At 67.8% G+C, this 25,007-nt stretch carries 21 protein-coding genes; 18 read left to right on the top strand and 3 right to left on the bottom strand.

The window, feature by feature from the left end; translation table 11 throughout:
* The first annotated feature begins 7 nt into the window (after positions 1–7).
* From hisI to glgP, 7 genes are all read left to right on the top strand, one after another.
* Positions 8–382, top strand: a complete 375-nt coding sequence (gene hisI / locus JIM94_RS05540; protein ID WP_200254528.1) for a phosphoribosyl-AMP cyclohydrolase — start codon at positions 8–10, stop codon at positions 380–382.
* Positions 379–1,050, top strand: a complete 672-nt coding sequence (locus JIM94_RS05535) for a TIGR02234 family membrane protein (RefSeq protein ID WP_200254342.1) — start codon at positions 379–381, stop codon at positions 1,048–1,050. The genes hisI and JIM94_RS05535 overlap by 4 nt, the downstream gene beginning before the upstream one ends.
* A 157-nt stretch (positions 1,051–1,207) precedes the next feature.
* Positions 1,208–2,023, top strand: coding sequence for an indole-3-glycerol phosphate synthase TrpC (gene trpC / locus JIM94_RS05530; RefSeq protein WP_200254340.1), 816 nt, complete (start codon positions 1,208–1,210; stop codon positions 2,021–2,023).
* A gap of 49 nt (positions 2,024–2,072) precedes the next feature.
* A complete protein-coding gene (locus JIM94_RS05525; protein WP_200254337.1) occupies positions 2,073–3,119 on the top strand; it encodes a hypothetical protein in 1,047 nt (348 codons plus the stop codon).
* A 170-nt stretch (positions 3,120–3,289) separates the two neighbouring features.
* Positions 3,290–4,282: a prolipoprotein diacylglyceryl transferase gene (gene lgt / locus JIM94_RS05520; RefSeq protein ID WP_200254335.1), complete on the top strand. Its 993-nt coding sequence runs from the start codon at positions 3,290–3,292 to the stop codon at positions 4,280–4,282.
* A 231-nt stretch (positions 4,283–4,513) separates the two neighbouring features.
* On the top strand, positions 4,514–5,941 hold the full coding sequence (pyk, locus tag JIM94_RS05515; RefSeq protein WP_200254333.1) for a pyruvate kinase: 1,428 nt from the start codon (positions 4,514–4,516) through the stop codon (positions 5,939–5,941).
* Positions 5,942–6,083: 142 nt separating this feature from the next.
* Positions 6,084–8,657, top strand: coding sequence for an alpha-glucan family phosphorylase (gene glgP, locus JIM94_RS05510; protein ID WP_248085798.1), 2,574 nt, complete (start codon positions 6,084–6,086; stop codon positions 8,655–8,657).
* A gap of 123 nt (positions 8,658–8,780) precedes the next feature.
* Here the strand turns inward: glgP and JIM94_RS05505 are convergent, their stop codons facing one another.
* The gene (locus tag JIM94_RS05505) at positions 8,781–10,079 is read right to left on the bottom strand and encodes an amidohydrolase (RefSeq protein WP_200254329.1); all 1,299 of its coding nucleotides are present in this window, start codon (positions 10,077–10,079) and stop codon (positions 8,781–8,783) included.
* 244 nt (positions 10,080–10,323) lie between these two features.
* Positions 10,324–11,712 (bottom strand): DUF4921 family protein, encoded by a 1,389-nt coding sequence (locus JIM94_RS05500; RefSeq protein ID WP_234039851.1) that lies wholly within the window; start codon positions 11,710–11,712, stop codon positions 10,324–10,326.
* Between the two features lie 31 nt (positions 11,713–11,743).
* Between JIM94_RS05500 and JIM94_RS05495 the strand changes: the two genes are divergently transcribed.
* Positions 11,744–12,142 (top strand): hypothetical protein, encoded by a 399-nt coding sequence (locus tag JIM94_RS05495; protein WP_200254327.1) that lies wholly within the window; start codon positions 11,744–11,746, stop codon positions 12,140–12,142.
* Here JIM94_RS05495 and JIM94_RS05490 read toward each other — a convergent pair.
* The gene (locus JIM94_RS05490; protein ID WP_200254325.1) at positions 12,112–13,284 is read right to left on the bottom strand and encodes a glycerate kinase; all 1,173 of its coding nucleotides are present in this window, start codon (positions 13,282–13,284) and stop codon (positions 12,112–12,114) included. The genes JIM94_RS05495 and JIM94_RS05490 overlap by 31 nt on opposite strands.
* 565 nt (positions 13,285–13,849) lie before the next feature.
* Here JIM94_RS05490 and JIM94_RS05485 point away from each other — a divergent pair.
* From JIM94_RS05485 to smc, 10 genes are all read left to right on the top strand, one after another.
* Positions 13,850–14,269, top strand: a complete 420-nt coding sequence (locus JIM94_RS05485) for a hypothetical protein (RefSeq protein ID WP_200254323.1) — start codon at positions 13,850–13,852, stop codon at positions 14,267–14,269.
* Between the two features lie 171 nt (positions 14,270–14,440).
* The gene (gdhA, locus tag JIM94_RS05480; RefSeq protein ID WP_200254321.1) at positions 14,441–15,784 is read left to right on the top strand and encodes an NADP-specific glutamate dehydrogenase; all 1,344 of its coding nucleotides are present in this window, start codon (positions 14,441–14,443) and stop codon (positions 15,782–15,784) included.
* A 187-nt stretch (positions 15,785–15,971) separates the two neighbouring features.
* Positions 15,972–16,745, top strand: coding sequence for a DivIVA domain-containing protein (locus tag JIM94_RS05475; RefSeq protein WP_200254319.1), 774 nt, complete (start codon positions 15,972–15,974; stop codon positions 16,743–16,745).
* A 59-nt stretch (positions 16,746–16,804) separates the two neighbouring features.
* Complete coding sequence (locus JIM94_RS05470; protein ID WP_200254317.1) at positions 16,805–17,341, top strand: YceD family protein; 537 nt, start codon at positions 16,805–16,807, stop codon at positions 17,339–17,341.
* Positions 17,338–18,138, top strand: coding sequence for a ribonuclease III (gene rnc, locus JIM94_RS05465; protein WP_200254315.1), 801 nt, complete (start codon positions 17,338–17,340; stop codon positions 18,136–18,138). The genes JIM94_RS05470 and rnc overlap by 4 nt, the downstream gene beginning before the upstream one ends.
* A 9-nt stretch (positions 18,139–18,147) precedes the next feature.
* Entirely contained in the window at positions 18,148–19,035 is an 888-nt protein-coding gene (mutM, locus tag JIM94_RS05460) for a bifunctional DNA-formamidopyrimidine glycosylase/DNA-(apurinic or apyrimidinic site) lyase (protein ID WP_200254313.1), read from the top strand.
* 34 nt (positions 19,036–19,069) lie between these two features.
* Positions 19,070–20,545: an alanine/glycine:cation symporter family protein gene (locus tag JIM94_RS05455; RefSeq protein WP_200254311.1), complete on the top strand. Its 1,476-nt coding sequence runs from the start codon at positions 19,070–19,072 to the stop codon at positions 20,543–20,545.
* A 130-nt stretch (positions 20,546–20,675) separates the two neighbouring features.
* Positions 20,676–20,969, top strand: coding sequence for an acylphosphatase (locus JIM94_RS05450; protein ID WP_200254309.1), 294 nt, complete (start codon positions 20,676–20,678; stop codon positions 20,967–20,969).
* The gene (locus JIM94_RS05445; RefSeq protein WP_200254307.1) at positions 20,966–21,460 is read left to right on the top strand and encodes a hypothetical protein; all 495 of its coding nucleotides are present in this window, start codon (positions 20,966–20,968) and stop codon (positions 21,458–21,460) included. Before JIM94_RS05450 ends, JIM94_RS05445 begins: the two co-directional genes overlap by 4 nt.
* Positions 21,461–21,485: 25 nt before the next feature.
* A complete protein-coding gene (smc, locus tag JIM94_RS05440; RefSeq protein WP_200254305.1) occupies positions 21,486–24,986 on the top strand; it encodes a chromosome segregation protein SMC in 3,501 nt (1,166 codons plus the stop codon).
* Positions 24,987–25,007 lie beyond the last annotated feature (21 nt).

Raw genomic sequence — 25,007 nt, 5'->3', positions numbered from 1 at the left:
CGCGACGATGCCCCCCGCACAGGACCCGGCCGACGACCCCGCCCTGTTCGATCTGGATCCCGCGATCGCGGACAGGCTGAAACTCAACGATTCGGGACTCCTGCCCGCGGTCGTCCAGGAGGACGGCGGTGGCGAGGTGCTGATGCTCGCGTGGATGGACACCCACGCCCTGGCGTACACCCTGGCGACCCGCCGGGGGACCTACTACTCCCGCTCCCGGGGGGAGTACTGGATCAAGGGCCTGACCTCGGGACACGTCCAGGAGGTCACCGGCGTGCGGCTGGACTGTGACGGGGACACCGTCCTGGTGACCGTGCGGCAGACCGGTGGTGCGTGCCACACCGGTGACCGCACCTGCTTCGACGCGGACGAACTGCTGTGACGGCGGGACGACTCCCCCGCGTGGCGGCACTGGGCGTCGGTGCGGGGGCGGTGCTCCTGTGGCTGTCCTCCCGGTTGCGGTGGGTGACCGTCACGGCCTTCGACGACAAGTCGGGTGACGCGGTCCGGGGTCTGCCGGGTGCGGTGTGGGCCTCCGAGGTCACCGTGATCGCACTGGTCCTCGTCGCCGGCACCCTCGGGGCCCTCGCCCTGCGGAGCAACGCGCGGAGGGGCGTCGGTGGTCTGACCGCGCTGGCGGCGGTCGGTGCGAGCTGGGCTCCGCTGTCGTTGCTCGCCGGAACCCCGGACCCGGAGCGGGCCCGGAAGCTGCTCACCTCGGGAGCGGCGACGCAGAAGGCGGATTCCCCGGTGACGTTGAGTGACTGGGCGACGGTCACCGGACTCGACGTGCACGTCGCCGGACCTGTCGTGGCTTTCCTCGGTTGTGCCCTTGCCCTGGTCGGGGGAGTCCTCCTCGTCCTGCGGCCCGGCGGTCGAACGGGGACGGTGTCGAGCCGCTACGTCACCCCCGGTGCCAGGCTGGCACGGTTGGAGGACGATCTCGAGAGGTCCCCGGATTCCGGGAGGGTGCTCTGGGACGCACTCGACGCGGACATCGATCCGACGGATCGGCGGGACGGGGACGGCGGGGGTGCCCCGGCACGGTGACGTATGGTCGGTTCCGCCGTGACGGGGGTGATCCCGGGTGCGGGCGATCCTTGTGCGGACCTCACCAATTTCACCGGACAGCGGGACAGCCATTAGCCTGGTGCCTGAACAGCGGCGGGAGGCCCCGTCGGGTGGACCGCAGGCGGACGGATCAGACATGACCACGGTTTTCGACCAGATCATCGCCGGCGTCGTCGAGGACGTCGCCGCGCGTGAGGCCGTCGTTCCGTTCGCGGAGATGAAGGCACGGTCCCGTGACGTCGAACCCGCCCGCGACGCCATCGCGGCGTTGACGAAGCCGGGCTGCGGGGTGATCGCCGAGCTGAAGCGCGCCAATCCCGTCCGTGGACCCATCGCGCTCATCGAGTCACCCGCGGAGCTGGCGTGCGCGTTCGAGGCGGGTGGTGCCCGTCTGATCGGCTGTCAGACGGAGCGGAGGCGTTTCCACGGGTCCCTGGAGGACGTCCGTGCGGTGCGTAGCGCCGTGGGGGTGCCGGTCATGTGCCGTGACTTCATCATCGACCCCTATCAGATCCACGAGGCCCGCTACTACGGGGTCGACATGGTTCCGTTGCTCGTCAGTGCCCTGGATCAGCCCCGCCTGGAGTCGCTGCTGGACCGGGTGCAGTCGTTGGGCATGACCGCGATGGTCGAGGTACGGAGCCCCGAGGAGGCCTCACGCGCCATTCAGGCCGGCGCCCGGGTCGTCGGTGTCAACGCCCGTGACCTGCGGACGCTCACCATCAATCGGGAGGCCTTCGCCGAGATAGCCCCCGGACTGCCGCGCGGGACGATCCGGGTCGCCTTGTCCGGGGTTCGCACGACCCGGGACCTGATGAGCTACGCCGGTTCCGGGGCGGACGCCGTCGTCATCGGTGAGGAACTCGTCACAGCGGAGGATCCCGCCGGGATGTGCCGCAAGCTCGTCACCGCTGGCCAACACCCCGCCTGCCCCTCGGCGTGGTGGCCCTGATCGGGGACGGCGGTTGCCGCCCGGCCCGGTGACGGTCACACTGGACCGCATGACAACTTCACCTCAACCAGCCATGTCACCACGTCGTTCGAGCGGGAGGGCGCTCCGGTCCCGCGTGGCGGCGGTGTCGGTCGCGGTCCTGGCGCTCACCGCGTGTTCGACGCCGGACAGCGGCGATGATTCCCCGGCCGTCGCCGCGGCCACCGGTGGCGGGGACACCGTCATCGGTGTCCTCTGCAACGCCTACTACAGTCTCGCCGCCGCGCGGATCGACGCCGACGGTGGCCCGCTCCTCTCCGGAACCCACTCCTACCTGGTCGAGGCGCAGGATGCGCTGAAGTCGGTGGACGGTGATGCCGAGGGAGACGAGACCGAACAGTACGACACCGCCAGGAAACTCATCGACGCGGCGGTCGACACGACGCCGGACATGACGATCCAGGAGCAGTTGACCACGCAGGAGGAGTTCCCGCCGATGGCGGACGAGGGGGCCGTCGAGGGTGTCGAGGCGTTCTTCACCTACGCCGGGAATCTCGAGGGGAAGCAGCGTGAGACGTTCGAGGCGGTACCGGTGTGCGGGGCATTCGAGGCCGCGCCCGAGGTCGACGAGGACACCGTCGTCACCCCGTACGTCGAATTCATGAGGCTCGCGCAGGGGGATACGACCCTTGACAACGAGGCGTTCTCCCGGGCGATCGAACTCCTCCCGTTGGGGAATCCGCCGCTTCCGGGCTCGGGACTGCCCGACCTCACGGCAGAGGACTACCGCGCGATCGCGGAGGCGATCGGCGAGATCGCCGACGGTTTCGACCGGTGGGAGATCCCGGAGGACGCGACCGACGGTGAGCGTCGTGCCCTCGGCCCGCTCGTCTGGCACCGCCCGAGGCTGGCGGACACCTACCGCGCCGCAGCCGACGCCGCCGCGGAGATGGCTGAGAATCCCGACGAGGAGAGTTTCTACGCGCTCATCAGTGCCGCGCTCGAGTCGGGTACTGCGTCGGCCCGCGCCGTCCGTATGGTGCCGGTGCCGAATGACGCGACCCTCGACGAACTCATGGGGGATCAGGCGCAGCCGGAGCAGGAGACACAGCGCTAGCCCACGACACCGTGGAAGGAGGAGGGCACGTCCGGTGACGGACGTGCCCTCCTCCTGTTGGGGGACCGGGGTGGGATGAGGCACACTGGTCTGGTCAACCAGGCGGCCCCTTCTGCCGGAGGTACCCCCGCCGTCACAGTTTTTCGGACCGGAAGACAGGTTTTCCTCTCGTGACCACCACACTTCTCGCCACCATCCCGTCGCCGCCGCAGGGGGTCTGGTACCTGCCGATCCGTGCCTATGCACTGTGCATCGTCACCGGGATCATCGCGGCGATCTTCCTGACCCGCGCGCGGTACGCCGCGAGGGGAGGAAACCCCGAGGTCGTGATGGACGCGGCCGTCATCTCGGTGATCCTGGGGATCATCGGCGGCAGGCTCTACCACGTCATCACCGACCACGACTCCTACTTCTGCCGGGGTTGTGATCCGGTCGACGCTTTCAAGGTGGCCAACGGTGGTCTCGGGATCATGGGGGCCGTCGCCCTCGGGACGCTGGGTGTCTGGATCATGATGCGAAGAAAGGGTCTTCCCTTCGCCCCGCTCGCGGACGCGGCTGCGCCGGGCATCATTCTCGCCCAGGCCATCGGCCGGCTCGGCAACTGGTTCAACCAGGAGCTCTACGGGCGTCCGACCGATGTTCCGTGGGGACTGAAGATCTACCGGAGGGTCGATGAATCGGGGGCGGTCGCGCCGTTGAACGGTCGTTCCACGGGGGAGGTGCTCACCGTGGTCCATCCGACCTTCCTCTACGAGATGCTGTGGAATCTCGGTGTCGTGGTGCTGCTGCTCTGGGCCGACAGGCGGTTCCGCATGGGACACGGCCGGGTGTTCGCCCTCTATGTCGCGGCGTACGGGGCGGGGCGGTTCTGGGTGGAACTCATGCGTTCCGACCCCGCGACCCACATTCTCGGTCTCCGGGTGAACACGGTGACGTCGACGCTGCTCTTCCTCGGGGGTGTCGCTCTGCTGTTCCTCCTGCGCGGGAGGAGGGAGACTCCGGAGGAGGTCAACCCGCACGCTCCCCGGCCGGGGAGCGCCGTGGTCGAACCCGGTGGGAACGCGGTGCGGGTGTCCGGGGACGCGGAGATGACGACCCCGGTAACCGGTGCGGACACGTCGCGGAGCCGTCCCCGAGATGACGGTGGGGTGGCGGGAAGATGAATTCTTCCCCCGATGAGGTGGTGTGAGCAGTATCGCGGAGAACGGGATTCGGCGTCGACCTGACCCACCGTTTGTGTCCGAACATGTCTGTTCGTGCCTGGTTGTCGGGGTTTCGGAGCTGCTTCCGGGCCGTTGTGGTAGGCCTCACAGACCCTCCGTGACGTGCGGAGGCGCCGGTTCTCGGGGCTTTTCCGGCGGCGCTTCAGACCGTGGGGGACTACAGTCGGGGTCGTGGATAGACGAACCAAGATTGTATGCACCCTCGGACCTGCCGTCGCGAGCAAGGAGGGGATCGAGTCCCTCGTTGACGCGGGCATGAATGTCGCCCGACTCAACTTCTCGCACGGCGATTACCCGGACCATGAGCAGAACTACAGGTGGGTCCGCGAGGCCACCGACGCCTCCGGGCGGGCCATCGGTATTCTCGCCGACCTCCAGGGGCCGAAGATCCGGCTCGGCCGCTTCGCCGACGGACCGCAGATGTGGGCGACCGGCGAAACCGTGCGGATCACGGTCGATGATGTGGTCGGTACCCACGACCGCGTGTCCACCACCTACAAGAACCTCGCCAAGGACGCCCAGCCCGGTGACCGTCTCCTGGTCGACGACGGCAAGGTCGGTCTCGTCTGCGTCGAGGTCGACGGAAACGATGTCGTCTGTGAGGTCGTCGAGGGCGGTGAGGTGTCCAACAACAAGGGTGTCTCGCTGCCCGGCATGGACATCTCCGTGCCCGCCCTCTCCGAGAAGGACATCGCGGACCTCAAGTTCGCGCTGAAGCTCGGCGTGGACTTCATCGCCCTGTCCTTCGTCCGCTCACCGGCCGACATCGAACTCGTGCACGAGGTGATGGACGAGGTCGGACGCCGCGTCCCGGTCATCGCCAAGCTCGAGAAGCCCGAGGCCATCGACGCCCTCGAGTCGATCATCCTCGCCTTCGACGCCATCATGGTCGCCCGCGGTGACCTCGGCGTCGAGGTGCCGCTGGAGGAGGTGCCGCTCATGCAGAAGCGCGCCATCCAGATCGCCCGCGAGAACGCGAAGCCCGTCATCGTGGCCACCCAGATGCTCGACTCCATGATCGAGAACTCGCGCCCGACCCGCGCTGAGGCCTCCGACGTCGCCAACGCCGTCCTCGACGGCGCGGACGCCGTCATGCTCTCCGGTGAGACCTCGGTCGGCCGGGATCCGCAGAACACGGTCCGCACCATGGCGCGGATCGTCCGCACCGCGGAATCCGCGGGCAGCGTCCCGCCGCTCAGCCACATACCGCGCACCAAGCGCGGCGTCATCAGCTACTCCGCCCGTGACATCGCGGAACGGCTCAACGCGAAGGCTCTCGTGGCGTTCACGTCCTCCGGTGACACCGCCAAGCGGGTGGCCCGTCTGCACTCGCAGCTGCCGCTGCTGGTGTTCACCCCGGATCCGGCGGTCCGCTCCCAGCTCGCGTTGACCTGGGGGGCGGAGACGTTCCTGTGCCCCGAGGTCAAGGACACCGACGGCATGATGCTCGAGGTCGACAAGGCGCTTCTGGCCATGCCGGAGTACAAGCGGGACGACATGATGGTCGTCGTCGCCGGTACCCCTCCCGGAATCCGCGGCAACACCAACATGATCCAGGTGCACCTGCTCGGCGAGAACACCTCCGCCACCAATTCCTGAGTCACCCCGACACCGAAGACCCGGCCCGCTGACAGTGGTGCCGGGTCTTCGGTGTCAGGGCACCGCCGCTGCGCCCCGGGGACACCCTCGCCACCCCGGACACCCATGGAAACACGATTGCTAACGTAAGGTTGAACAGGTGATTTCTTCAGGAAACGTCCATATATCCCACAACACCCCGACGGCGCTGCTGCCCCTGCGTCGTCTCGCACTGAATCTGCGCTGGTCCTGGCGTGATTCGACGCGCGAACTGTTCGAGTCCATCGATCCCCGGCTCTGGGAGGAACTGGGCGAGAACCCGAAGATGATGCTGCACCGGGTCAACAACTCCCGGCTGCAGGAACTCGCCGTCGACAAGGACTTCCTCGCGCGGATGAACGCCGAAAGCGCGGATCTCGACGACTACCTCGCAGGAAACTTCTGGTACCAGAAGACACATCCGGCGGACACCTCCGCCACCTCCACGGACCCGGTCGCCGCCTATTTCTCCATGGAATTCGGTATCCACCCGTCGCTGCCGATCTACTCCGGTGGCCTCGGTGTCCTCGCCGGAGACCACATGAAGTCGGCCTCCGACCTCGGGGTGCCGCTCATCGGTGTCGGTCTGCTGTACTCCTTCGGGTACTTCACCCAGTCACTGTCCGCCGACGGGTGGCAGCAGGAGCGCTACGAGTACCACAACCCCGAGGACCTGCCCATCGAGCGTGTCACGGACGCCGACGGTCAGCAGATCAAGGTGACGGTCGCCTACCCCGACGGCCGGGACATCGTCATCGCCCTGTGGATCGCGCACGTCGGCCGGATCCCGCTGCTCCTGCTCGACACGAACATCGACGACAATCCGCCCGGAATGCAGGAGGTCACGGACCGTCTCTACGGCGGTGACAGTGAGCACCGGATCAAGCAGGAGCTCGTCCTCGGTGTCGGTGGCGTCCGCGCCGTCAACGCCTTCTGTGACGCCCGTGGACTCGCCCGTCCGCGTGTCGCGCACCTCAACGAGGGACACGCCGGATTCCTGGGACTCGAGAGGATCCGTGAACGCATGGCCGAGGGCGTGAGCTTCGACGCCGCGCTCGCGCAGGTCCGTGCCGCGAACATCTTCACCACCCACACCCCGGTCCCCGCCGGCATCGACCGTTTCTCGGTCGACCTGGTCCGCCGCTACCTCGGCGACGGGCAGGAGCCCTCCCGCCACCTGTGCCCGGGCGTCCCGATCGGACGCGCTCTGGAGCTCGGTGCGGAGGACGCCCCCGGCACATTCAACATGGCCCACCTGGGCCTGAGACTGTCCCAGCACGCCAACGGCGTCGCCAGGCTGCACGGCGAGGTCTCCCGCGGCATGTTCGCCTCCCTCTACCCGGGATGGACCGGATCCGAGGTGCCGATCGGTTCCGTCACCAACGGTGTGCACCTTCCGACCTGGGTCAAACCCGAGATGGCGGAGATCATCGCGAAGATCTCCGGTGACGCCGACCTCACCTCCACGGACGTCTGGGAGCACCCGGACGCCGTGAGCGACGATGAACTGTGGGCCGCCCGCAACGGACTGCGGCATGACCTCGTCGCCGTCGCCAGGGAAGCCGTCCACTCCTCCTGCCTGATCCGTGGGCAGCAGGAGGCCCAGTTGTACTGGACCCGCAACGTCCTCGACCCCGAGGTTCTCACCGTCGGGTTCGCGCGTCGGGTGTCCACCTACAAGCGGCTGACCCTCATGCTCCGCAACCCGGAGCGTCTGCGTCGGATCCTCACGAACCCGGAGCGCCCCGTCCAGTTCGTCATCGCGGGTAAGGCACACCCGCACGACGAGGGCGGTAAGCAGCTCATGCAGCAGATCATCCAGTTCGCCGACGACGCGGGCCTGCGGGACAGGTTCATCTTCCTGCCCGACTACGACATCGGACTCGCCGGCTACCTGGTCTCCGGCGCGGACATCTGGCTGAACAACCCGGTCCGCCCGCAGGAGGCGTCCGGTACCTCCGGCATGAAGGCCGTCATGAACGGTTGCCTCACCCTGTCCGTCTCCGACGGCTGGTGGGACGAGATGCCGCAGGACGGCTACGGCTGGACGATCCCGACCGTGGAGACCGGGGATCTCGAGTACCGGGACAACCTCGAGGCACAGGCGCTCTACGATCTCCTCGAGCACGACATCGCGCCGATGTTCTACGACCGGGACACCGACGGAGTCCCGCGCCGTTGGCTCGAGATGGTGCGCCGCTCGCTGACCACCCTGTCGCCGATGGTCACCTCCTTCCGCATGGTGCGTGACTACACGGAGGAGTACTACCGTCCGACCGACGCCTCCGCCCGCCGCATCATGGAGAGCGAGGGTGACGCCGCCGCGTTCGTGGACTGGATGGCCCACGTCCGTGGAAACTGGGACGCCGTCCAGTTGCGGGACCTGAGGGTCAACGGGGTCCCCACGCAGGCCGACGCCAGGGTCCTGGCCGGTGAACCGATGACGTTCACCGTCACCGCCGACCTCGGCGGTCTGTCCCGGCAGGACGTCGCCGTCCAGCTGATCACCGGTGAACGCGGACAGGACGGGACCCTCGTCGACCCCGAGGTGTTCGACATGACCCCGTCCGACGACGGCTACACCGTCACGCTGCCCAGTGACCGCCCCGGGGACATCGGGTTCACCGCCCGTGTGATCCCCGCGCATCCGCTGCTCGTCAGCCCCGCGGAACTCGGACTGATCACCCACCACCCCTGATCGGACGCCCGCGCCGGTGGCGGGGAACTCCGCCACGGCACAGACGGGAACGGCGCCCCACGGACCCCATCCGGATGAACCGGAGAGGTCCGTGGGGCGCCGTCGTGGGCGGCACCGGCCACCTCAGCGTCCGAGGTAACTCAGCACCGCTGCTGTCGCCGCCCTCGTCGAGGCGTCGACAGAGGGGGCGTAGTCGGGCAGGAAGGTGCCCGAGTGGTTCGTCGGTATGTCCCGGCTGATCCGGCCGGCGGCCGCGGCGGCGGCCCACTGTTCCCGTGGGGTGACCCCCACCGTCCAGAACAGGTAGGGAACCCCGAACGCGTTCGGGATGTCGCAGAAGTCCTCGGACGCGGTCCACCGACGGGCATCGACGGAATCCTCACCGAACACCGCGTCGAAGGTGGCCCTGACACGACGGAACACGCCCGGATCATTGTCGGTGAGTTCGCCGTGCGCCGAGTAGACGAAGTCGGGTTCCCTCTCGCAGCCGCTGGCCGCGCACTCGGCCCGGACCACGCGCTCGATGGCCCGGTAGACCCGGTCCTTGACGTCGTTGTCGTAGAACCGGCAGTTCAGTACCAGGGTCGCGGTACCCGGAATGGTGTTGTTCGTGTGCCCGGCGCTCAACGTCCCCACCGTGACCACCGCGAAATCCTCCGGGGACACCTCCCGGCCGACGATCCCCTGGAGCCTCACGACGACCATCGCCGCGATGAACGTCGGATCGATCGAGTTGTGCGGCATCGAACCGTGGGCGCTGCGGCCGTGGATCGTCACCGTGATCGTGTCGCAGGCCGCGAGTGCGGCACCGGGCATGGACATGACCGTTCCCGCAGGTCCCGGCACGATGTGCTGTCCGAGGCACACCTGCGGCCGGGGGATGACCTCCATGAGACCGTCATTGACCATGGCGATCGCGCCGTCGGAATTCTCCTCGGCAGGCTGGAACAGGGCGATGAACGTCCCGCGCCACGCGTCGCGGTGCTCATCCATGATCTGGCAGGCACCGAGTAGCGCGGTGGTGTGCATGTCGTGCCCGCAGGCGTGCATGACCGGGCTGACGTAGCCGTTGTCCTGGGTGTGGATGTCGGTGGAGGCGAAGTCGACGCCGGTCTCCTCCTTGACGGGCAGACCGTCGAAATCGGCCCGCATCAGCACGCAGGGCCCCTCGCCGTTGGTGAACACGGCGACGATGCCGTACCCGCCGATGTGGGTGGTCACCTGAGCGTCGAACCGGGTCAGCTGGGCGGCGATGCGTTCGGCGGTCTCCTTCTCGTGGCCGGAGAGCTCAGGATGCGCGTGCATCTCGCGGTAGAAGTCCCGCTGCCACGACAGGTCACTGCGGTGTGCCTCGAGGAGCGCAGCCACCGAGGCCGGGGCCGCGGTGGTGGTGGGAAAGTCGTTTTCCGTGTTCTCCGCCATGTGTGGAGTGCTCCTATCGAAATCTGCCGGTGTCGGTCGTGTCCGCCCGCAACCGGGACGGACCCGGGCGACGCCGGAAACTGGGAATGGTCGCTAGGGGGCCCGGCCGAACAGCGGCCGGTCCCCGATAGTCCAGATATACCGGAACAACCCGCGTGGGGCGGGGAATGACGTTTCCTCCGTCCGCACCCGGTGCCACCGGGGGTATCGGTCGAGGAACCGGGCGCCCGCGCCGCGCCGGGAATCAGCGGCCCGTCAGGAAGGGGTTGTACCGGAGACTGTTGCGCTCCAGACGGCACTCGGTGGCTATCCGGAGATCCCGGGCGATCACCCCGTCGTCACGCAGCCGGTACATCGCGGCCACCATCCGGTCCCTGATCGACTGCGGGGAGATGGTGTTGAGGTAGATCTTCGTGCCGCCCTCGAATCCGGCGAGCGTGGACACCCGCCACTTGATGACCACCCGCCACGGCATGGGCATGTCCAGGTCGATCGGTTTGTGGTGCCACTCCTCGTTGCACGGGACCTCCGGTCCGGCCGCGGCGTGGCAGGCGTGGATGAGATCACTCATCGCCCTGACCTCCTCATCGGACTGCAACCACGGTTCCGGGGTGGCGGACTTCGAGTAGATCTCCAGCGTCGGGTACCGGTGCCCGATCCCGGCGAAGCAGATCGCGTGGTCGTTCTCCGCGATCGTGAGGTTGTGGTACCCGGCGTAGTCCACCGCCAGTTCGTTGTACATGTTGGGGTTGGCCCGCAGCTGGGCGATCTCCGTGTCCGCCTGGACCCCGCGTTCATCGATGGCGACGAGCTGCTTGTGCAGGTGGTCGAAGGAGGCTCCGGCCGGTTTGAGCCAGTTCTGGAACACCGCGACATACGGTGTGTACCGGTTGCGTCCGTAGAGATCGGCCGTCGCGGCGACGGTGAAGCGGATCAGCGCCGCGTGCTCCTCCGGGGTGAACGTCCCGGAGGACGCCAGCTGTCCGGTGTCGGTGGCCCCGGGGGCGAAATGGTTCCGGGCGATGATGATGTCGTGGCCGCCCGCGAAGAAACCACCGGCCCGTTCGATGAGTTCCGGTTCGGTCAGGTCGGCGGTCGCGTCGGCGTCCGGCGCGCCGGACGCCCGGAGCCGGGTCTCGACGGTCCGGCGGACGTGCTCGCGGCCGTCGTCATCGGAGATGTAGGCGGCCATCCGCGCGGAGGTGTCGGCGTCCATGGTGAATCCGTAGTTCGCGCGCCAGTAGTCGTAGGAGACGATCTCGAAGAGATTGGGGACACGGCGAAATTCCGCTGTCGTGTCGTGCAGTTGATGGGGGAGCAGCCCGGTGATGATCCGCCAGTCGTCACCGCCGCGCCGCTGTCCGCCGCCTCCGTCCCCGGCCGTACCCCCGTGCCGGACCATGCGTGCCTTCTCCGGAGGGGTGAGCAGGAGGTTGCCGGGGCAGAAGGCGCAGTGGTGGTCCACGTCGATGTCGGCGAGTGGGGTGGTGGCGGCCGCGGGAACTGACAGGGGTCTGTTGCCGCGTCCGGGAACCGTCCAGACCTCGGTCCCCGTAAAGGGGTTGACCTGCTTGATCGTTCCGTCGGCCATTGTCGTGAGCGGTGCCCGGCGGGTGGGGTATGAGGGGGTCATAATTCTCCAGATTATTCGCTAGTGTGGCGGCATGCCCACGATTGATTTTGACTGTCTGGTCCCCGACGCCGAGGTCGCAGGCCTGTCCGAGCGGTTCACCCGTGCGACGGATGAGCTCATCGTCGCCGGTGACGTCGAGCGTGCACGGGTCGCCGTCGACACGTCCCCACGGGTGGATCCGGAGCTGGAGACCGAACTGCGGAGGATCTACCGGGTGGAGCACTCGGACCTCGACATGGACGACGCGTCGGTGTGCCGGTACCGGATTCAGCTGGAGGGGGTGCGTGGTTCGGTGAACCAGTTGGCGATGACCCTGTCCCGGCTGCTGACACCACCGGCGGTCCTGCCGCGTGACCGTGTCATGCTGGAGCAGGAGGCACTGTACGAGCTCCCGGCCACCTACCCGTGGTCGGTGCGGGTCTCCAGGTAGCGTTCCGCGAGGCGTCGGCCCGCCTCCCGCAGCTGCTCCGCGGTCCGGTCGTGGCCGTCGGCTCCGGGAGAGCGCAGTTGGATTCCGGTCACACCGTCCGGTAGCGCGGTGTCGATCCGTCCCGCGATCACCGCCGCCGGTGTGTCCGTGTCACGTGCGATGTCGAGGACCGTGCCGACGACCTTTCCACGGAAGCTCTGCCCGTCGACCCGACCTTCGCCGGTGACCACGAGGTCCGCCCCGGAGATGAGTCCGGGGAGCCCGACCGACTCCGCGACGGTCCGGGCACCCGGGAGCAGACGGAGCCGGGGTTCTCCGCCGGTGACGACGGAACTGAGCCAGTGCAGTCCCACGGGGACCGCTCCGGCGGCACCGTAACCGGGAGTCTGCGGGTCGATCCCGGCGAAGGAACAGAGGTGCGCCAGACCGGCGTCCAGTCGACCGACCAGTTCGGGATCCGCGCCCTTCTGCGGGCCGAAGACCGTCGCCGCGCCCTCCGGACCGGTGGCGGGGGCGGTGACGTCGGCGAGGAGCGTCCATTCCACGGCGGCGGCACGTACGTTCAGTTGCGCTGTGTCGATGTCCGCCAGCTCGGTGAGGTGTTCACCGCCCTGGGGCAGTGCGCGTCCGCCGCCGTCGAGGGGTTGTGCACCGAGGGCGATGAGAATCCCGGTTCCGCCGTCGACCGTCGCGGACCCACCGAGACCGAGGATGATGTGGGCCGCCCCGCGGGAGACCGCGTCGGCGATCAGGACACCGGTTCCGAAGGTGTCCCCGGTCCCGGGGACCGGCGAGTCCGCGACAGCGGGCAGCCCGGATGCCGCGGCGATGTCGATGTAGGCCTGCGGGACGCCCGTTCCGCCGCCGTCGGCGTCGAAGACGTAGGAGGCTTCGGTGAGTCGGCCGGCTGCGGTGACGGTGGGGAGCGTGCACACCTCGCCGCTGAAACAGGCGGAGGTGCCCTCACCGCCGTCCGCCATGGGGGCCAGGATCACCTCGGAGTCGGGGCACACCTCGGTGAATCCGGCGCCGATCCACTCCGCGGCCCGGCTGCCGGTGGCCGTTCCCTTGAAGGAGTCGGGTGCCAGGACGACGGTGGGGTGCGGGGTGCGGGCATCTGGCGTGTTCGGTGTGGTGTCCACGGTTTCTACCTCTTCGGATCGGTCCGGTCCAGCTGCCCGGGCACCACTGTGGGATCCATGGGACTCAACTGGACGGCGTCTGGGTGCGGATGGTCGCTGCGGCACTGACCGCCGGTGTCGTCAGTGTAGTGGGTGGGGTGGCGGACACCGCCGGGGTCCCCGGGGCTCCCGGCGGCGTCGGTGTCACAGGTCCACGGCACGGATTCGACGCTCTACGCGGACTACTCGCTCCTCGGTGCCGAGCTGGCCGACGAGGGGTGGTGCGTCTACGGGCTGGACTACGGGAGGGGACCCGGTGCGGACGACGGTTTCGGGTGGTGTCCGATCGCTGAATCCGCGGCCCAGCTCGACGCGACGGTCACCGCCGCGCTCCGGTCATCCGGTGCCCGGGCGGTGTCCCTGATCGGGTTCTCGCAGGGGGCGACCGTGACGAGGTACCGGACGAACGTCGTCGACGGCGGGAGGCGGACCGCGACCTGGATCGGTCTGGCCTCACCCCCGGGGCGGCGGTCCGGACGGTCTGATCCACCTGGTTGCGCTGCTGCCGGAGCCGTTCCGGGACGCGGTGTTCTCTCCGGCGCTGCAGGATCTGCTCGTCGGGTCGCGGTTCCAGGCGGAACTGAACGGGGCGGGGGAGACGGTTCCCGGGCCCGCCTACGTGACGGTGTCCACGCGTTTCGACGAGATGACGTGGAGGTCGGACCTCCAGCCGATCCGGGGAAGGCGGACCCGCAACATCGTGCTTCAGGATCTCTGTCGGGAGAATCTCGGACGGCACATGCACATGCCCCGCAACCCCACCGTGGTGACGCTCATCAAATACCTGTTGGTCGATTGGCAGGCCGGGGGTGGCGAGGGGGAGATTTACCGTGTTCCGGTGCCTCTGGGGGCGTCGGTGGCGGCTGCTGTGGTGGAGACAGATCGGGGAAAAGTGCAGGGTGTGCCACATGATGGGCAGGGTGTGATCTATGACACACAATTTTGAGTTGCGTGACAGGTATTGCCGGTCAAGACTGGAGTAAACCCCGTCGCACCACCGCGACCCACGGGGTTCCGGAGATTCCCCGGATCGCACACCGCGAACCGGGGCCCGGTCTCGGGACGGCATCGTCCGTCCCTGTCGTAGCAGGGTCGCGGAGACAAGGAATATGGCCACATGAACGTTGACGAGCAGGTTTCCCAGTACTACAACACGGTGCTCAACCGTAACCCCGGTGAATCCGAGTTCCACCAGGCTGTCGCCGAGGTCCTCGATTCACTGAAGATCATCCTCGAGAAGGATCCCCAGTACGCCGCTGAAGGTCTCATCGAGCGTCTCTGCGAGCCGGAGCGTCAGCTCATCTTCCGTGTCCCGTGGACCGACGACGAGGGCAAGGTCCGCGTCAACCGTGGTTTCCGCGTCCAGTTCAACTCGGCTCTCGGCCCGTACAAGGGTGGTCTCCGTTTCCACCCGTCGGTCAACGTCGGCATCATCAAGTTCCTCGGCTTCGAGCAGATCTTCAAGAACTCCCTGACCGGTCTGCCCATCGGCGGCGGCAAGGGTGGCTCCGACTTCGACCCCAAGGGCAAGTCCGACGCCGAGATCATGCGCTTCTGCCAGTCCTTCATGACCGAGCTGCACCGCCACATCGGTGAGTACCGCGACGTCCCGGCCGGTGACATCGGCGTCGGTGGCCGTGAGATCGGCTACCTCTTCGGCCAGTACAAGCGTCTCGCCAACCAGCACGAGTCCGGTGTCCTCACCGGTAAGGGCCTGACCTGGGGCGGTTCCCTCGTCCGTACCGAGGCCACCGGCTACGGCCTGGTCTACTTCACCAAGGAGATGCTCGCCGCCCACGGTGAGTCCTTCGAGGGCAAGAAGGTCATCGTCTCCGGCTCCGGAAACGTCGCCATCTACGCCATCGAGAAGGCGCAGGAGCTCGGCGCCACCGTCATCGCCTTCTCCGACTCCTCCGGCTGGGTCGAGACCCCCAACGGTGTCGATGTCGCCAAGCTGAAGGACATCAAGGAGGTCCGCCGCGAGCGCATCTCCTCCTACGTCGACGAGGTCGAGGGTGCGGTCCTGCACACCGACGGTTCCATCTGGGATCTCCCGTGTGACGTCGCCCTTCCCTGCGCCACCCAGAACGAGCTCGACGGTGAGCACGCCGCGAAGCTCGCCGACAACGGCTGCAAGTACGTCGCCGAGGGCGCCAACATGCCCTCCACCGCCGACGCCGTCGAGGTCTACCGCGAGCGCGGTGTCCACTTCGGTCCCGGTAAGGCCGCGAACGCCGGTGGCGTCGCGACCTCCGCTCTGGAGATGCAGCAGAACGCCTGCCGCGACTCCTGGACCTTCGAGTACACCGACAAGCGTCTGCACGAGATCATGAGCAACATCTTCCGTCTCTGCGACGAGACCTCCAAGGAGTACGGTCACGAGGGTGACTACGTCATCGGCGCCAACATCGCCGGTTTCAAGAAGGTCGCCGACGCGATGATCGCCCAGGGTGTCATCTAGCAGTCCGGATCATTTCAGCGGGACACCCCCTCTGTGATCCCACGGTGGTCCGACGACCCCGCCCCGACCCGCCAGTGATGGACGGGAACCGGGGCGGGGTCGTCGCCCTTTCCCGGGTCGGGATGTGCAGGACATCCGGTACTGTGTCATCCCGCCGGAGTGCCGATTGTTGGGTACCGTATGGGGCATGTACCGCGTATTTGAATCCCTTGACGAGCTCAACGCCACCGTGGAGCAGGCCTACGGCGTGCCCATGTCCTCCAACTGTCTCGTGCCCCGGACGGAGATGCTCCGCCTCCTCGATGACCTCCGCGAGGCACTGCCGCAGGAGGTCGATGACGCGCAGGACGTCCTCGACAAACGGGATGACCTGATCCGCGGCGCCGAGGAACAGGCCGAATACCTGGTCACCGAAGCGGAGAATGAGGCGTCCGCCCTGGTCTCTGCCGCGCGCACGGACGCTGACGCGATGGTCGCCGACGCCGAGAACCACGCCAATCTCCTCGTCGCCCGCGCCGAGGAGGAGGCCGAACGTCTCGTGGTCGACGCCCGCAGGGAGGCCGAGGCGACCGTCGACCGGGCCAACGCCGAAGCTGAGCGTCTCGTGGCCAAGGGCAACGAGACCTACCAGCGCAGCGTCGATGAGGGGCTCGCGGAGCAGCACCGCCTGGTCAGTGACTCCGAGGTCGTCCGCCGGGCGAACGAGGAGGCCCACCGGATCGTCGATTCGGCCCACGCCGACTCCAACCGGCTCCGTGGTGAGTGTGACGCCTTCGTCGACACGAAGCTCGCCGAGTTCGAGGAATCACTGTCCGCCACCCTCCGGAGCGTGTCCAAGGACCGTGCCGCTCTCCGCCGCGGTGCCGGGGCCGCCGGTCGTGGTGACCGTGCCGAGCACCGCGAGCGGACGGAACGCCCGGAACGCGGTACCCGTTATTCCGCACGCGGCTACGAGGAGTAGCGGCCGCAGGTGAGGTGATCTGGGCGGTGACCCGCCCAGAGGGTAGGCTGTGGGGCGCCATGAACTCACCATTTGTATTTGATGTCGCAACCCTGCTGCGCTCCTCGGCCACGCCGACCCAGCGCACCCAAACAGGACCCAGTCCCCTGAGGATCGGGCTTCCGCTGGTCGCCATAGACGAGGGTGCCGATGTCACCGTAGAGGCCTTCCTGTCCCCCCTCGGTGACGCCGTCCTCGTCGATGCGACGGTCACCGCGCCCCTGAGCGGCGAGTGCGCCCGGTGCCTGCGCCCCCTGGACGTCGAGCATTCCTTTCACGTGAACGAGGTCTTCGCCGCCTCCGACGACTTCATCAGCGGTGATGCCGCGGACGATGACGCGGAGGAGAATCCGCCCCGTATCGAGGGGACGGAACTCGACATCCAGCAGAGCCTCACCGACGTCGTCGGGCTCAACCTGCCGTTTTCCCCGACCTGCGGATACTTCGGTATCGGTGAGTGTGATTCGGACCGTACCCCGGAACCTGACGGCGTCTCCGGTGAGGACGAGAAGAATCTGCCGGACCCCAGGTGGGCCGGTCTGGAGAAGTTCCTGTGAGCCCCCGGAAACGTCTGACCGGTGCGGCGGCCCTCCAGAAATCCTTCAACGCGGTCGACCACGCCCCGCTGCTCGCCAGTTTCGGCGTCGATCTCCCCGAGGAACTGCTCCGCCTCGCGCTGACACACCGGTCATTCGCCAACGAGAACGGCCATCTTCCGAACAATGAGCGCCTGGAGTTCCTGGGGGACTCCGTTCTCGGTCTCTCCGTCGCCGCACGGCTCTACCAGCTGCACCCGACGAGATCGGAGAGTGACATCTCCAAGATGCGGGCCTCCATCGTCAGCCGGTACGGGCTCGCGGAGGTCGCACGGGAGATCGGACTCGGCCGCTTCATTCTCCTCGGTAAAGGGGAGCAGGGCAGTGGAGGCGACGACAAGGACTCCATTCTCGCCGACACGACGGAGGCGCTGCTGGGGGCGATCTACCTGGAGCACGGCTTCGAGGTCGCGCGGTCCGTGGTGCTCCGACTGTTCTCCCACCTCATCGAGACAGCCGCGGCCACCGGTATGCACAACGACTGGAAGACCTCCCTCCAGGAACGTCTCGCGGAGCGCAAGCTGCCGATGGCGGAGTACTCCGTCACCTCGCAGGGGCCGGACCACGACCGCCAGTTCACCGCCACCGTCACCGTCGCCGGGCGTGACCTGGGCGCGGGCCACGGAACCAGTAAGAAGACCGCGGAGCAGGACGCCGCCGCCGTCGCCTACGCACGACTGCGCGATGAACTCGGTTTCGGGCCCGACTCCCCGGAGACCATCGCCCGCGAGGCCGCCTCCGGTCGGAAACGGTCCTGAGAACCGTCGATGCCTGAACTCCCCGAGGTCGAGACCGTCCGGGCGGGCCTCGCCAACCTGGTGACCTCCTCCCGGATCGACCGGGCCGAGGTGTTCCATCCACGGGCCGCCCGCAACAACGCCGGTGGTGCCACCGAGGTGTCGGCCGCCCTCCGTGGGCGCGGGATCGTCTCCGTCGAACGACGTGGAAAGTTCCTCTGGCTGGTCCTGTCGCCTGGGGACGACGCACTTCTCGTCCATCTCGGCATGAGCGGGCAGATGCTGATCAAGGATCCCGGTGCGGGGGCGGACGACCCCAACCGGCGACACCTCCGTGCACGGGCCGTACTGGAGGACGGACGTGAGGTCTGGTTCGTCGACCAACGGACCTTCGGTTACTGGAACACCGGGCCACTGGTGGAGGGCAGGGCCACCACACCCGGGCGGACCTCCCGCAGGGTCCCCCTCAGGGTCGCCCACATCGCCCCGGATCTGCTCGAAACCGACCTCGACCCCGACGACTCGCTCGTCCGCGCACTGAAGAGCCGGGACACGGAGATCAAACGACTGCTGCTCGCGCAGGACCTCGTCTCCGGTGTCGGCAACATCTACGCCGACGAGATGCTGTGGCGGGCCCGCGTCCATCCCCGGCAGCGCGCCTCGCGGATGTCGTCGCGGCGCATCGGGGAACTGCTGTGCGCCGGGAGCGAGGTCATGCGGGAGGCCCTGGTTCAGGGCGGAACCTCCTTCGATGCCCTGTACGTGAACGTCAACGGTGATTCAGGTTATTTTGACCGTTCGCTCATGGTTTACGGTCGTGCCGGAAAAGAATGTCCACGCTGCGGATTTCCCATTCAGCGCGAGCACTTCATGAACCGTTCCAGCCACTTCTGCGGAAATTGTCAACGCAGATACTGACTTTTTCCCTAGTTTTAGGTTAACGTTTCTCCGCATGGAACAACTTCAGAACTTCATAGGCAAGTTCAACGACATCTACTGGCAATTCGTCCTCGTTCTGCTCGTCGGAGCGGGACTCTACTTCTGCTGGACCACCCTCGTGGTCCAGCTGAGGTTCATCCCGGACATGTTCCGGTCGATCACCGAGCGCGCCCCCGCCGAAAAGGGCAAGAAGAACATCTCCGCCTTCAAGGCGTTCACCGTTTCCGCGGCGTCCCGCGTCGGTACCGGCAACGTCGCCGGTGTCGCCATCGCCATCGCGATCGGCGGGCCCGGTGCGGTGTTCTGGATGTGGGCACTCGCCGTCATCGGCGGAGCCACCTCCTTCGTCGAGTCCACCCTCGCCCAGGTCTACAAGGTGCGCGACGAGGATTCCTTCCGTGGCGGTCCGGCCTACTACATCACCAGGGCCCTCGGCTGGCGCTGGCTGGCGCTCGTCTTCGCGGTGCTCATCACCTTCACCTACGGTTTCGTGTTCAACGCCGTGCAGTCGAACTCCATCGCCGCGTCGATGAGCACCTCTTTCGAGGGCTCGAACCCGACCGTCATCAAGGTCGTCGTCGGTGCCGTCCTCGCGCTGGTCACCGCAGCGGTGATCTTCGGCGGCATCCAGCGCATCGGTTCCGTCACCCAGGTGATCGTCCCGATCATGGCCGTCGCGTACATCATCGTCGGCTTCATCGTCGTGTTCATCCACATCGGTCAGGTTCCCGCGATGATCGGCAACATCTGGGCCGAGGCCTTCGGGTTCCGTTCGGTCTCCGGTGCCGCGATCGGCACCGTCATCATGAACGGTGTCCGTCGTGGCCTGTTCTCCAACGAGGCCGGTATGGGCTCCGTCCCGAACGCGGCGGCGACCGCGACGGTCTCCCACCCCGCGAAGCAGGGGCTCATCCAGACCCTCGGCGTCTACTTCGACACCGTCGTCGTCTGTTCCGTGACCGCGTTCATCATCCTGCTGTCCAAGCCCGAGTACGGTGAGGGACACGGCGGTATGGAACTGACGCAGAACGCCCTGGCTGACAGCGTCGGCACCTGGGGCATCCACTTCCTCACCGTCATCATCATCTTCCTCGCGTTCTCCTCCGTCATCGGCAACTACTACTACGGAGAGGCGAACATCGAGTTCATGACCGGGTCCAAGATGGTCCTCAACATCTTCCGTGGTCTCGTCGTCCTCTGTGTCTTCGGTGGGGCACTCGGATCCGTTCCGCTGGTGTGGTCGCTCGCCGACACGTTCTCCGGTCTGATGGCCACCGTCAACCTCATCGCCATCATCCCGCTCGGCGGGGTCGCCGTCGCACTGCTCAGGCACTTCGCCGAGCAGCGCGCCAAGGGGCTCAACCCCGTCTTCCACCGCGACGACCTGCCCAAGCTCCGTGGCTGGGAGAACATGGAGTGCTGGGACGGCACCGACGCGATCCTCCAGCGCGATGAGCGCTACGACGAGGTCTCCCGCCGCGTGAGGTAGGCGCAGGGATCTCCGTCAGAGGGGCACCGTCCGGGACATCGGGCGGTGCCCCTCTGACGTGCGTCCGGACCCCGGTACAGTGAACGGCGGAACAGATTCTCCGACGGATCATCACGAAAGGCGGCGGGCGATGGGCGAGGACAACCGGACGCGACTCACCGCGTGGGTGCACGGGCACGTCCAGGGGGTGGGCTTCCGCTGGTGGACCCGTTCCCGGGCGAAGGAACTGGGACTCGCGGGGTCGGCGACGAACTACCCGGACGGCCGGGTCCTCGTCGTCGCCGAGGGACCGGAGGAGGCGTGCCTGACTCTCCTGCGCAGACTCGGCGAACAGCCCAGCACCACCCGACGTCCCGGGCGGGTCGACACGGTGGTCGAACAGTGGTCCGAGCCCAGGGGGGAATCGGGTTTCACCGAACGATGAGGCCACTGACGCGCCCGTTCATTCCCGCTGCGGCTGCGGTTGTCGCGGTGCTCACGGGATGCTCGCCGCAGGGTGCCGTCACCGATCCGGCACCACCGGACGCCCCGACCGCGGAGATCCCGGCCGAAGACGGTGACCGGGGAACCGGTGCGGTGCCCCTCGAGGAGTACCCCGTCGACGGGCCGACCGACGGCATGTACGACGAGTACGTCACCCGCATCGGGGACCATGCGGTCGTCGACCGGCGGACCATCCGGATCGCCGGGATGACCGGAACCACGCGGTGCTTCGGAGTCCGACCCGTCGTGGACGAGACCGACACCGAGGTCCGGCTCGCACTCGTCGCCGGAACTCTCCCGGGCACGGACGGTCCCTGCACCCGGGAGGCCAGGTTCGCCGCCGTCGATGTCCCGCTCACCCGTGATCTGGGGGACCGGAAGATCGTGCTCCTCGACGAGCTGGACCCGGGGGAACTCGCCCGAAACCACTGACCGGAGCCGGTGCTACTATTTTCCGGTGCATTTGAAATCGTTGACGCTCAAGGGATTCAAGTCCTTCGCGTCCGCGACGACCCTGAAATTCGAACCCGGCATCTGCGCCGTCGTCGGTCCGAACGGGTCCGGTAAATCCAATGTGGTGGATGCTCTGGCCTGGGTGATGGGGGAGCAGGGTGCGAAGACCCTGCGCGGCGGGAAGATGGAGGACGTCATCTTCGCCGGCGCCGGTGACCGTAAACCGTTGGGCCGCGCCGAGGTCACCCTCACCATCGACAACGCCGACGGCGCCCTCGACATCGACTACTCCGAGGTGTCCGTCACCCGCCGGATGTTCCGCGACGGCGCGAGTGAATACGAGATCAACGGCGCGAAGGCCCGTCTGATGGACATCCAGGAGCTGCTGTCCGACTCGGGCATCGGCCGCGAGATGCACGTCATCGTCGGCCAGGGGCGGCTCGCCCAGATCCTCGAGGCGAAACCGGAGGACCGGCGCGCCTTCATCGAGGAAGCCGCCGGCGTGCTCAAGCACCGGCGACGCAAGGAGAAGGCGCACCGCAAACTCGTCGGCATGCAGGCCAACCTCGACCGGCTCACCGACCTCACCGGCGAACTCAAACGTCAGCTGAAACCACTGGCCAGGCAGGCCGAGGCCGCGAAACGGGCGGCGACGGTGCAGGCCGAACTCCGCGACGCCCGACTCCGGCTCGCCGGGGACCGCCTGGTCCGGTTGCGCGCCGAGGCCGAGGACGCCGACGCGAAGGCCGAGATGCTCGCCGCGCGGGTCCGCGACGTCACCGAACGACTGGAGGAGGCCACCGGCAGGCAGCTCGAACTCGAGGAGGAACTCGCCCGGATCACGCCCGAGGTCGAGGCCGCGCAGAACCTCTGGTTCACCCTGTCCGCCCTCACGGAACGGGTGTCCGCGACGGTGCGCATCGCCGCCGACCGCGCCGCGAACAGGGGAGCGGACATCAGCTACTCCGGCCCCGACCCCGACGAGCTGGCCCGCCGCGCCGAGCGTGCCGACGAGGAACTCGCGGGCCTCGAGGAAACGGTGGAGATGGCGGCCGAACGGCTCGAATCCATCCGGGGTGAGGTCGAGGAACGGGAAAACACCGCCCGCGAGCTCGAACGGGAACACCTCGCACAGATGCGCGCCATCGCCGACCGCAGGGAGGGCGTCGTCAGGCTTCTCGCGGCCGAGGAATCCCAGCGCAGCCAGATCGCCGCCGCCGACGCCGACATCGAACGGCTCACCGAGCAACTGGAGGAGACCCTCGGCCGCGCGGACGCGGCCCGGGCCGAGGCCGAGGCGATCGCCTCCCGCATGGAGAGTTCATCGACCGACCGGGAGCCACTGGAGCAGGCGCACACCCGGGCGTCCACAGAGGCACAGGCCGCCGAGGCACGGCTCAACCAGCTGCGCGACGCCGAACGTGCCCTGGAACGCCGCGTCTCGTCACTGACCTCCCGGATAGACACCCTCGAATCCACCGTGCCCACGGTCGACGCCGCGGAGATCCTCGGTGACGGATTCGCACCACTCGCCGCCCTCATCCGCCCGGCCCCGGGAACGGAGAAGGCCGTCGCCGCCGCACTCGGATCCGTGGCGGAGGCCGTCGCCGGCGACATCGACGACACCGTCCTCGGGCAACTGAACGGCGCGGACATCCCCCGCACCACACTCATCGACACCACCGGCACCGGAATCGGGGACTGGCGCCTCGACACCGACCTGCCGACCGGCTGCACCTGGCTCCTCGACCACCTCGACCTCGACGCACGTGTCCGCCCCGCCCTCGTCCGACTTCTCGTGGACGTCGTCCTCGCCGACGACGACACGGCCGCACGACGGGCCGTCGGCGACGACCCCAGACTGAAGGCCGTCACCCGGGGCGGAACCCTGCGCGGACACGGATGGCTCACACTCGGGCAGGGGACCGGCACCGCCGTGGAGATCACCGCGCAGATCGACGCCGCCAGGGCCGAACTCACCACCGCCGAGGCGGAACTCGCCGAACTGGCGGGCACCCTCTCCGGTGCCGCGACCGCCGCAGAAGAGGCCCGCGTCGACGCGGCCGCCGCGAAAGCCGCCCTCCGCGAACACGACCGTGACCTGGAGACCCTCAACCGCGACGCGACACGAGCGGCAAGGAGCCACGACGCGGCCCGCGCCGAACACCAGCGCATGGCCTCACGCGTCACCGCCGCCGAACTCCGCCGGACCGAACTCGCGGAACAACTCGAGGAGACCCTCGACCGTCTGTCCCGCGTCGAGGACACCGACGAACCCGATGAACCCTCCACCGCAGCCCGGGACGAGGCCACATCCGCCCTCGCGCAGGTCAAGGCCATGGAGGTCGAGGCCCGCCTCGCACTGCGCACCGCCGAGGAACGCGCGGGACAACTGCGCGGAAAAGGTGACGCACTGCGCCGTCAGGCCGAACACGAACGGCAGGCCAAGGCCCGCCACGAGAAGGCGATGGCCGCGCGCCGGGCAGCGGCGGAACTCGCCGCAGCAGTGGAACGCGGCGCCCGCGAGGTCGCCGACCGTACAGCGGACGCCACCGCCCGGGCCGCCGCGGAGAGAGATGAACTCAGCACCACGCGCGCTGGCGTCGTCACCCGACTCTCCCGGGCCAGGGACGAGGTCAACGCCGCCCGGACACAGCTCAACCGGCTGACGGACACGGCGCACGCCTCCGACATTGCCCGCAGTCAGGCACAGGTGCGCATCGAACAGGCCGAGGAACAGATCACCGCGCAGCTCGGGTTGACGGTGGAAGTCATCCTCGCCGACCACGCACCGGGGGAGGACTTCGACCGGGCCGCCGAACAGAAACGACTCAAACGCGCGGAGAAGGACCTCGCCTCCCTCGGCAAGGTCAACCCGCTGGCCCTCGAGGAATTCAAGGCGCTCGAGGAACGCTACGAGTACCTCTCGACGCAACTCTCCGACGTCGAACAGGCCCGCCGTGACCTGACCGGCGTGATCGAGGAGGTCGACGCCAAGATCCTCCAGCTGTTCACGGACGCCTGGCGTGATGTCGAGGACGAGTTCCCCCGGGTCTTCTCCACCCTGTTCCCGGGCGGGGAGGGCAGGTTGGTGCTCACCGAACCGGACGACATGCTCACCACCGGCATCGAGGTCGAGGCCAGGCCCCCCGGCAAGCGCGTCAAGAGACTGTCGCTGCTGTCCGGCGGGGAGAAGTCCCTCACCGCCCTGGCCATGCTCGTGGCGATCTTCCGCGCGCGCCCCAGCCCGTTCTACGTGATGGACGAGGTCGAGGCGGCCCTCGACGACGTCAACCTGCGTCGCCTCATCAACCTCTTCGAGGAACTGCGCGAATCCAGCCAGCTCATCGTCATCACCCACCAGAAGCCGACGATGGACGTCGCCAACGTGCTCTACGGGGTGACCATGCGCGGTGACGGCGTCACCCGTGTCATCAGCCAACGGATGTCCCCCACCACGCGCGCACGGGATGACACCGGCGGGCCCGCCGACACCTTCGACTGAGCGGACGAATCCGCAGGATAC

Source organism: Corynebacterium pygosceleis (genome assembly GCF_016595275.2).
Lineage (GTDB): Bacteria > Actinomycetota > Actinomycetes > Mycobacteriales > Mycobacteriaceae > Corynebacterium > Corynebacterium pygosceleis.
This window is presented reverse-complemented; position numbering and strand designations above follow the sequence as displayed.

Coding starts and splice junctions, on each gene's coding strand:
- JIM94_RS05470 (WP_200254317.1), top strand. CDS start 16,805: ATGAACTCACCATTTGTATTTGATGTCGCAACCCTGCTGCGCTCCTCG.
- JIM94_RS05455 (WP_200254311.1), top strand. CDS start 19,070: ATGGAACAACTTCAGAACTTCATAGGCAAGTTCAACGACATCTACTGG.
- hisI (WP_200254528.1), top strand. CDS start 8: ATGCCCCCCGCACAGGACCCGGCCGACGACCCCGCCCTGTTCGATCTG.
- gdhA (WP_200254321.1), top strand. CDS start 14,441: ATGAACGTTGACGAGCAGGTTTCCCAGTACTACAACACGGTGCTCAAC.
- JIM94_RS05525 (WP_200254337.1), top strand. CDS start 2,073: ATGACAACTTCACCTCAACCAGCCATGTCACCACGTCGTTCGAGCGGG.
- trpC (WP_200254340.1), top strand. CDS start 1,208: ATGACCACGGTTTTCGACCAGATCATCGCCGGCGTCGTCGAGGACGTC.
- JIM94_RS05495 (WP_200254327.1), top strand. CDS start 11,744: ATGCCCACGATTGATTTTGACTGTCTGGTCCCCGACGCCGAGGTCGCA.
- JIM94_RS05475 (WP_200254319.1), top strand. CDS start 15,972: ATGTACCGCGTATTTGAATCCCTTGACGAGCTCAACGCCACCGTGGAG.
- mutM (WP_200254313.1), top strand. CDS start 18,148: ATGCCTGAACTCCCCGAGGTCGAGACCGTCCGGGCGGGCCTCGCCAAC.
- JIM94_RS05450 (WP_200254309.1), top strand. CDS start 20,676: ATGGGCGAGGACAACCGGACGCGACTCACCGCGTGGGTGCACGGGCAC.
- JIM94_RS05505 (WP_200254329.1), bottom strand. CDS start 10,079: ATGGCGGAGAACACGGAAAACGACTTTCCCACCACCACCGCGGCCCCG.
- JIM94_RS05445 (WP_200254307.1), top strand. CDS start 20,966: ATGAGGCCACTGACGCGCCCGTTCATTCCCGCTGCGGCTGCGGTTGTC.
- JIM94_RS05500 (WP_234039851.1), bottom strand. CDS start 11,712: ATGACCCCCTCATACCCCACCCGCCGGGCACCGCTCACGACAATGGCC.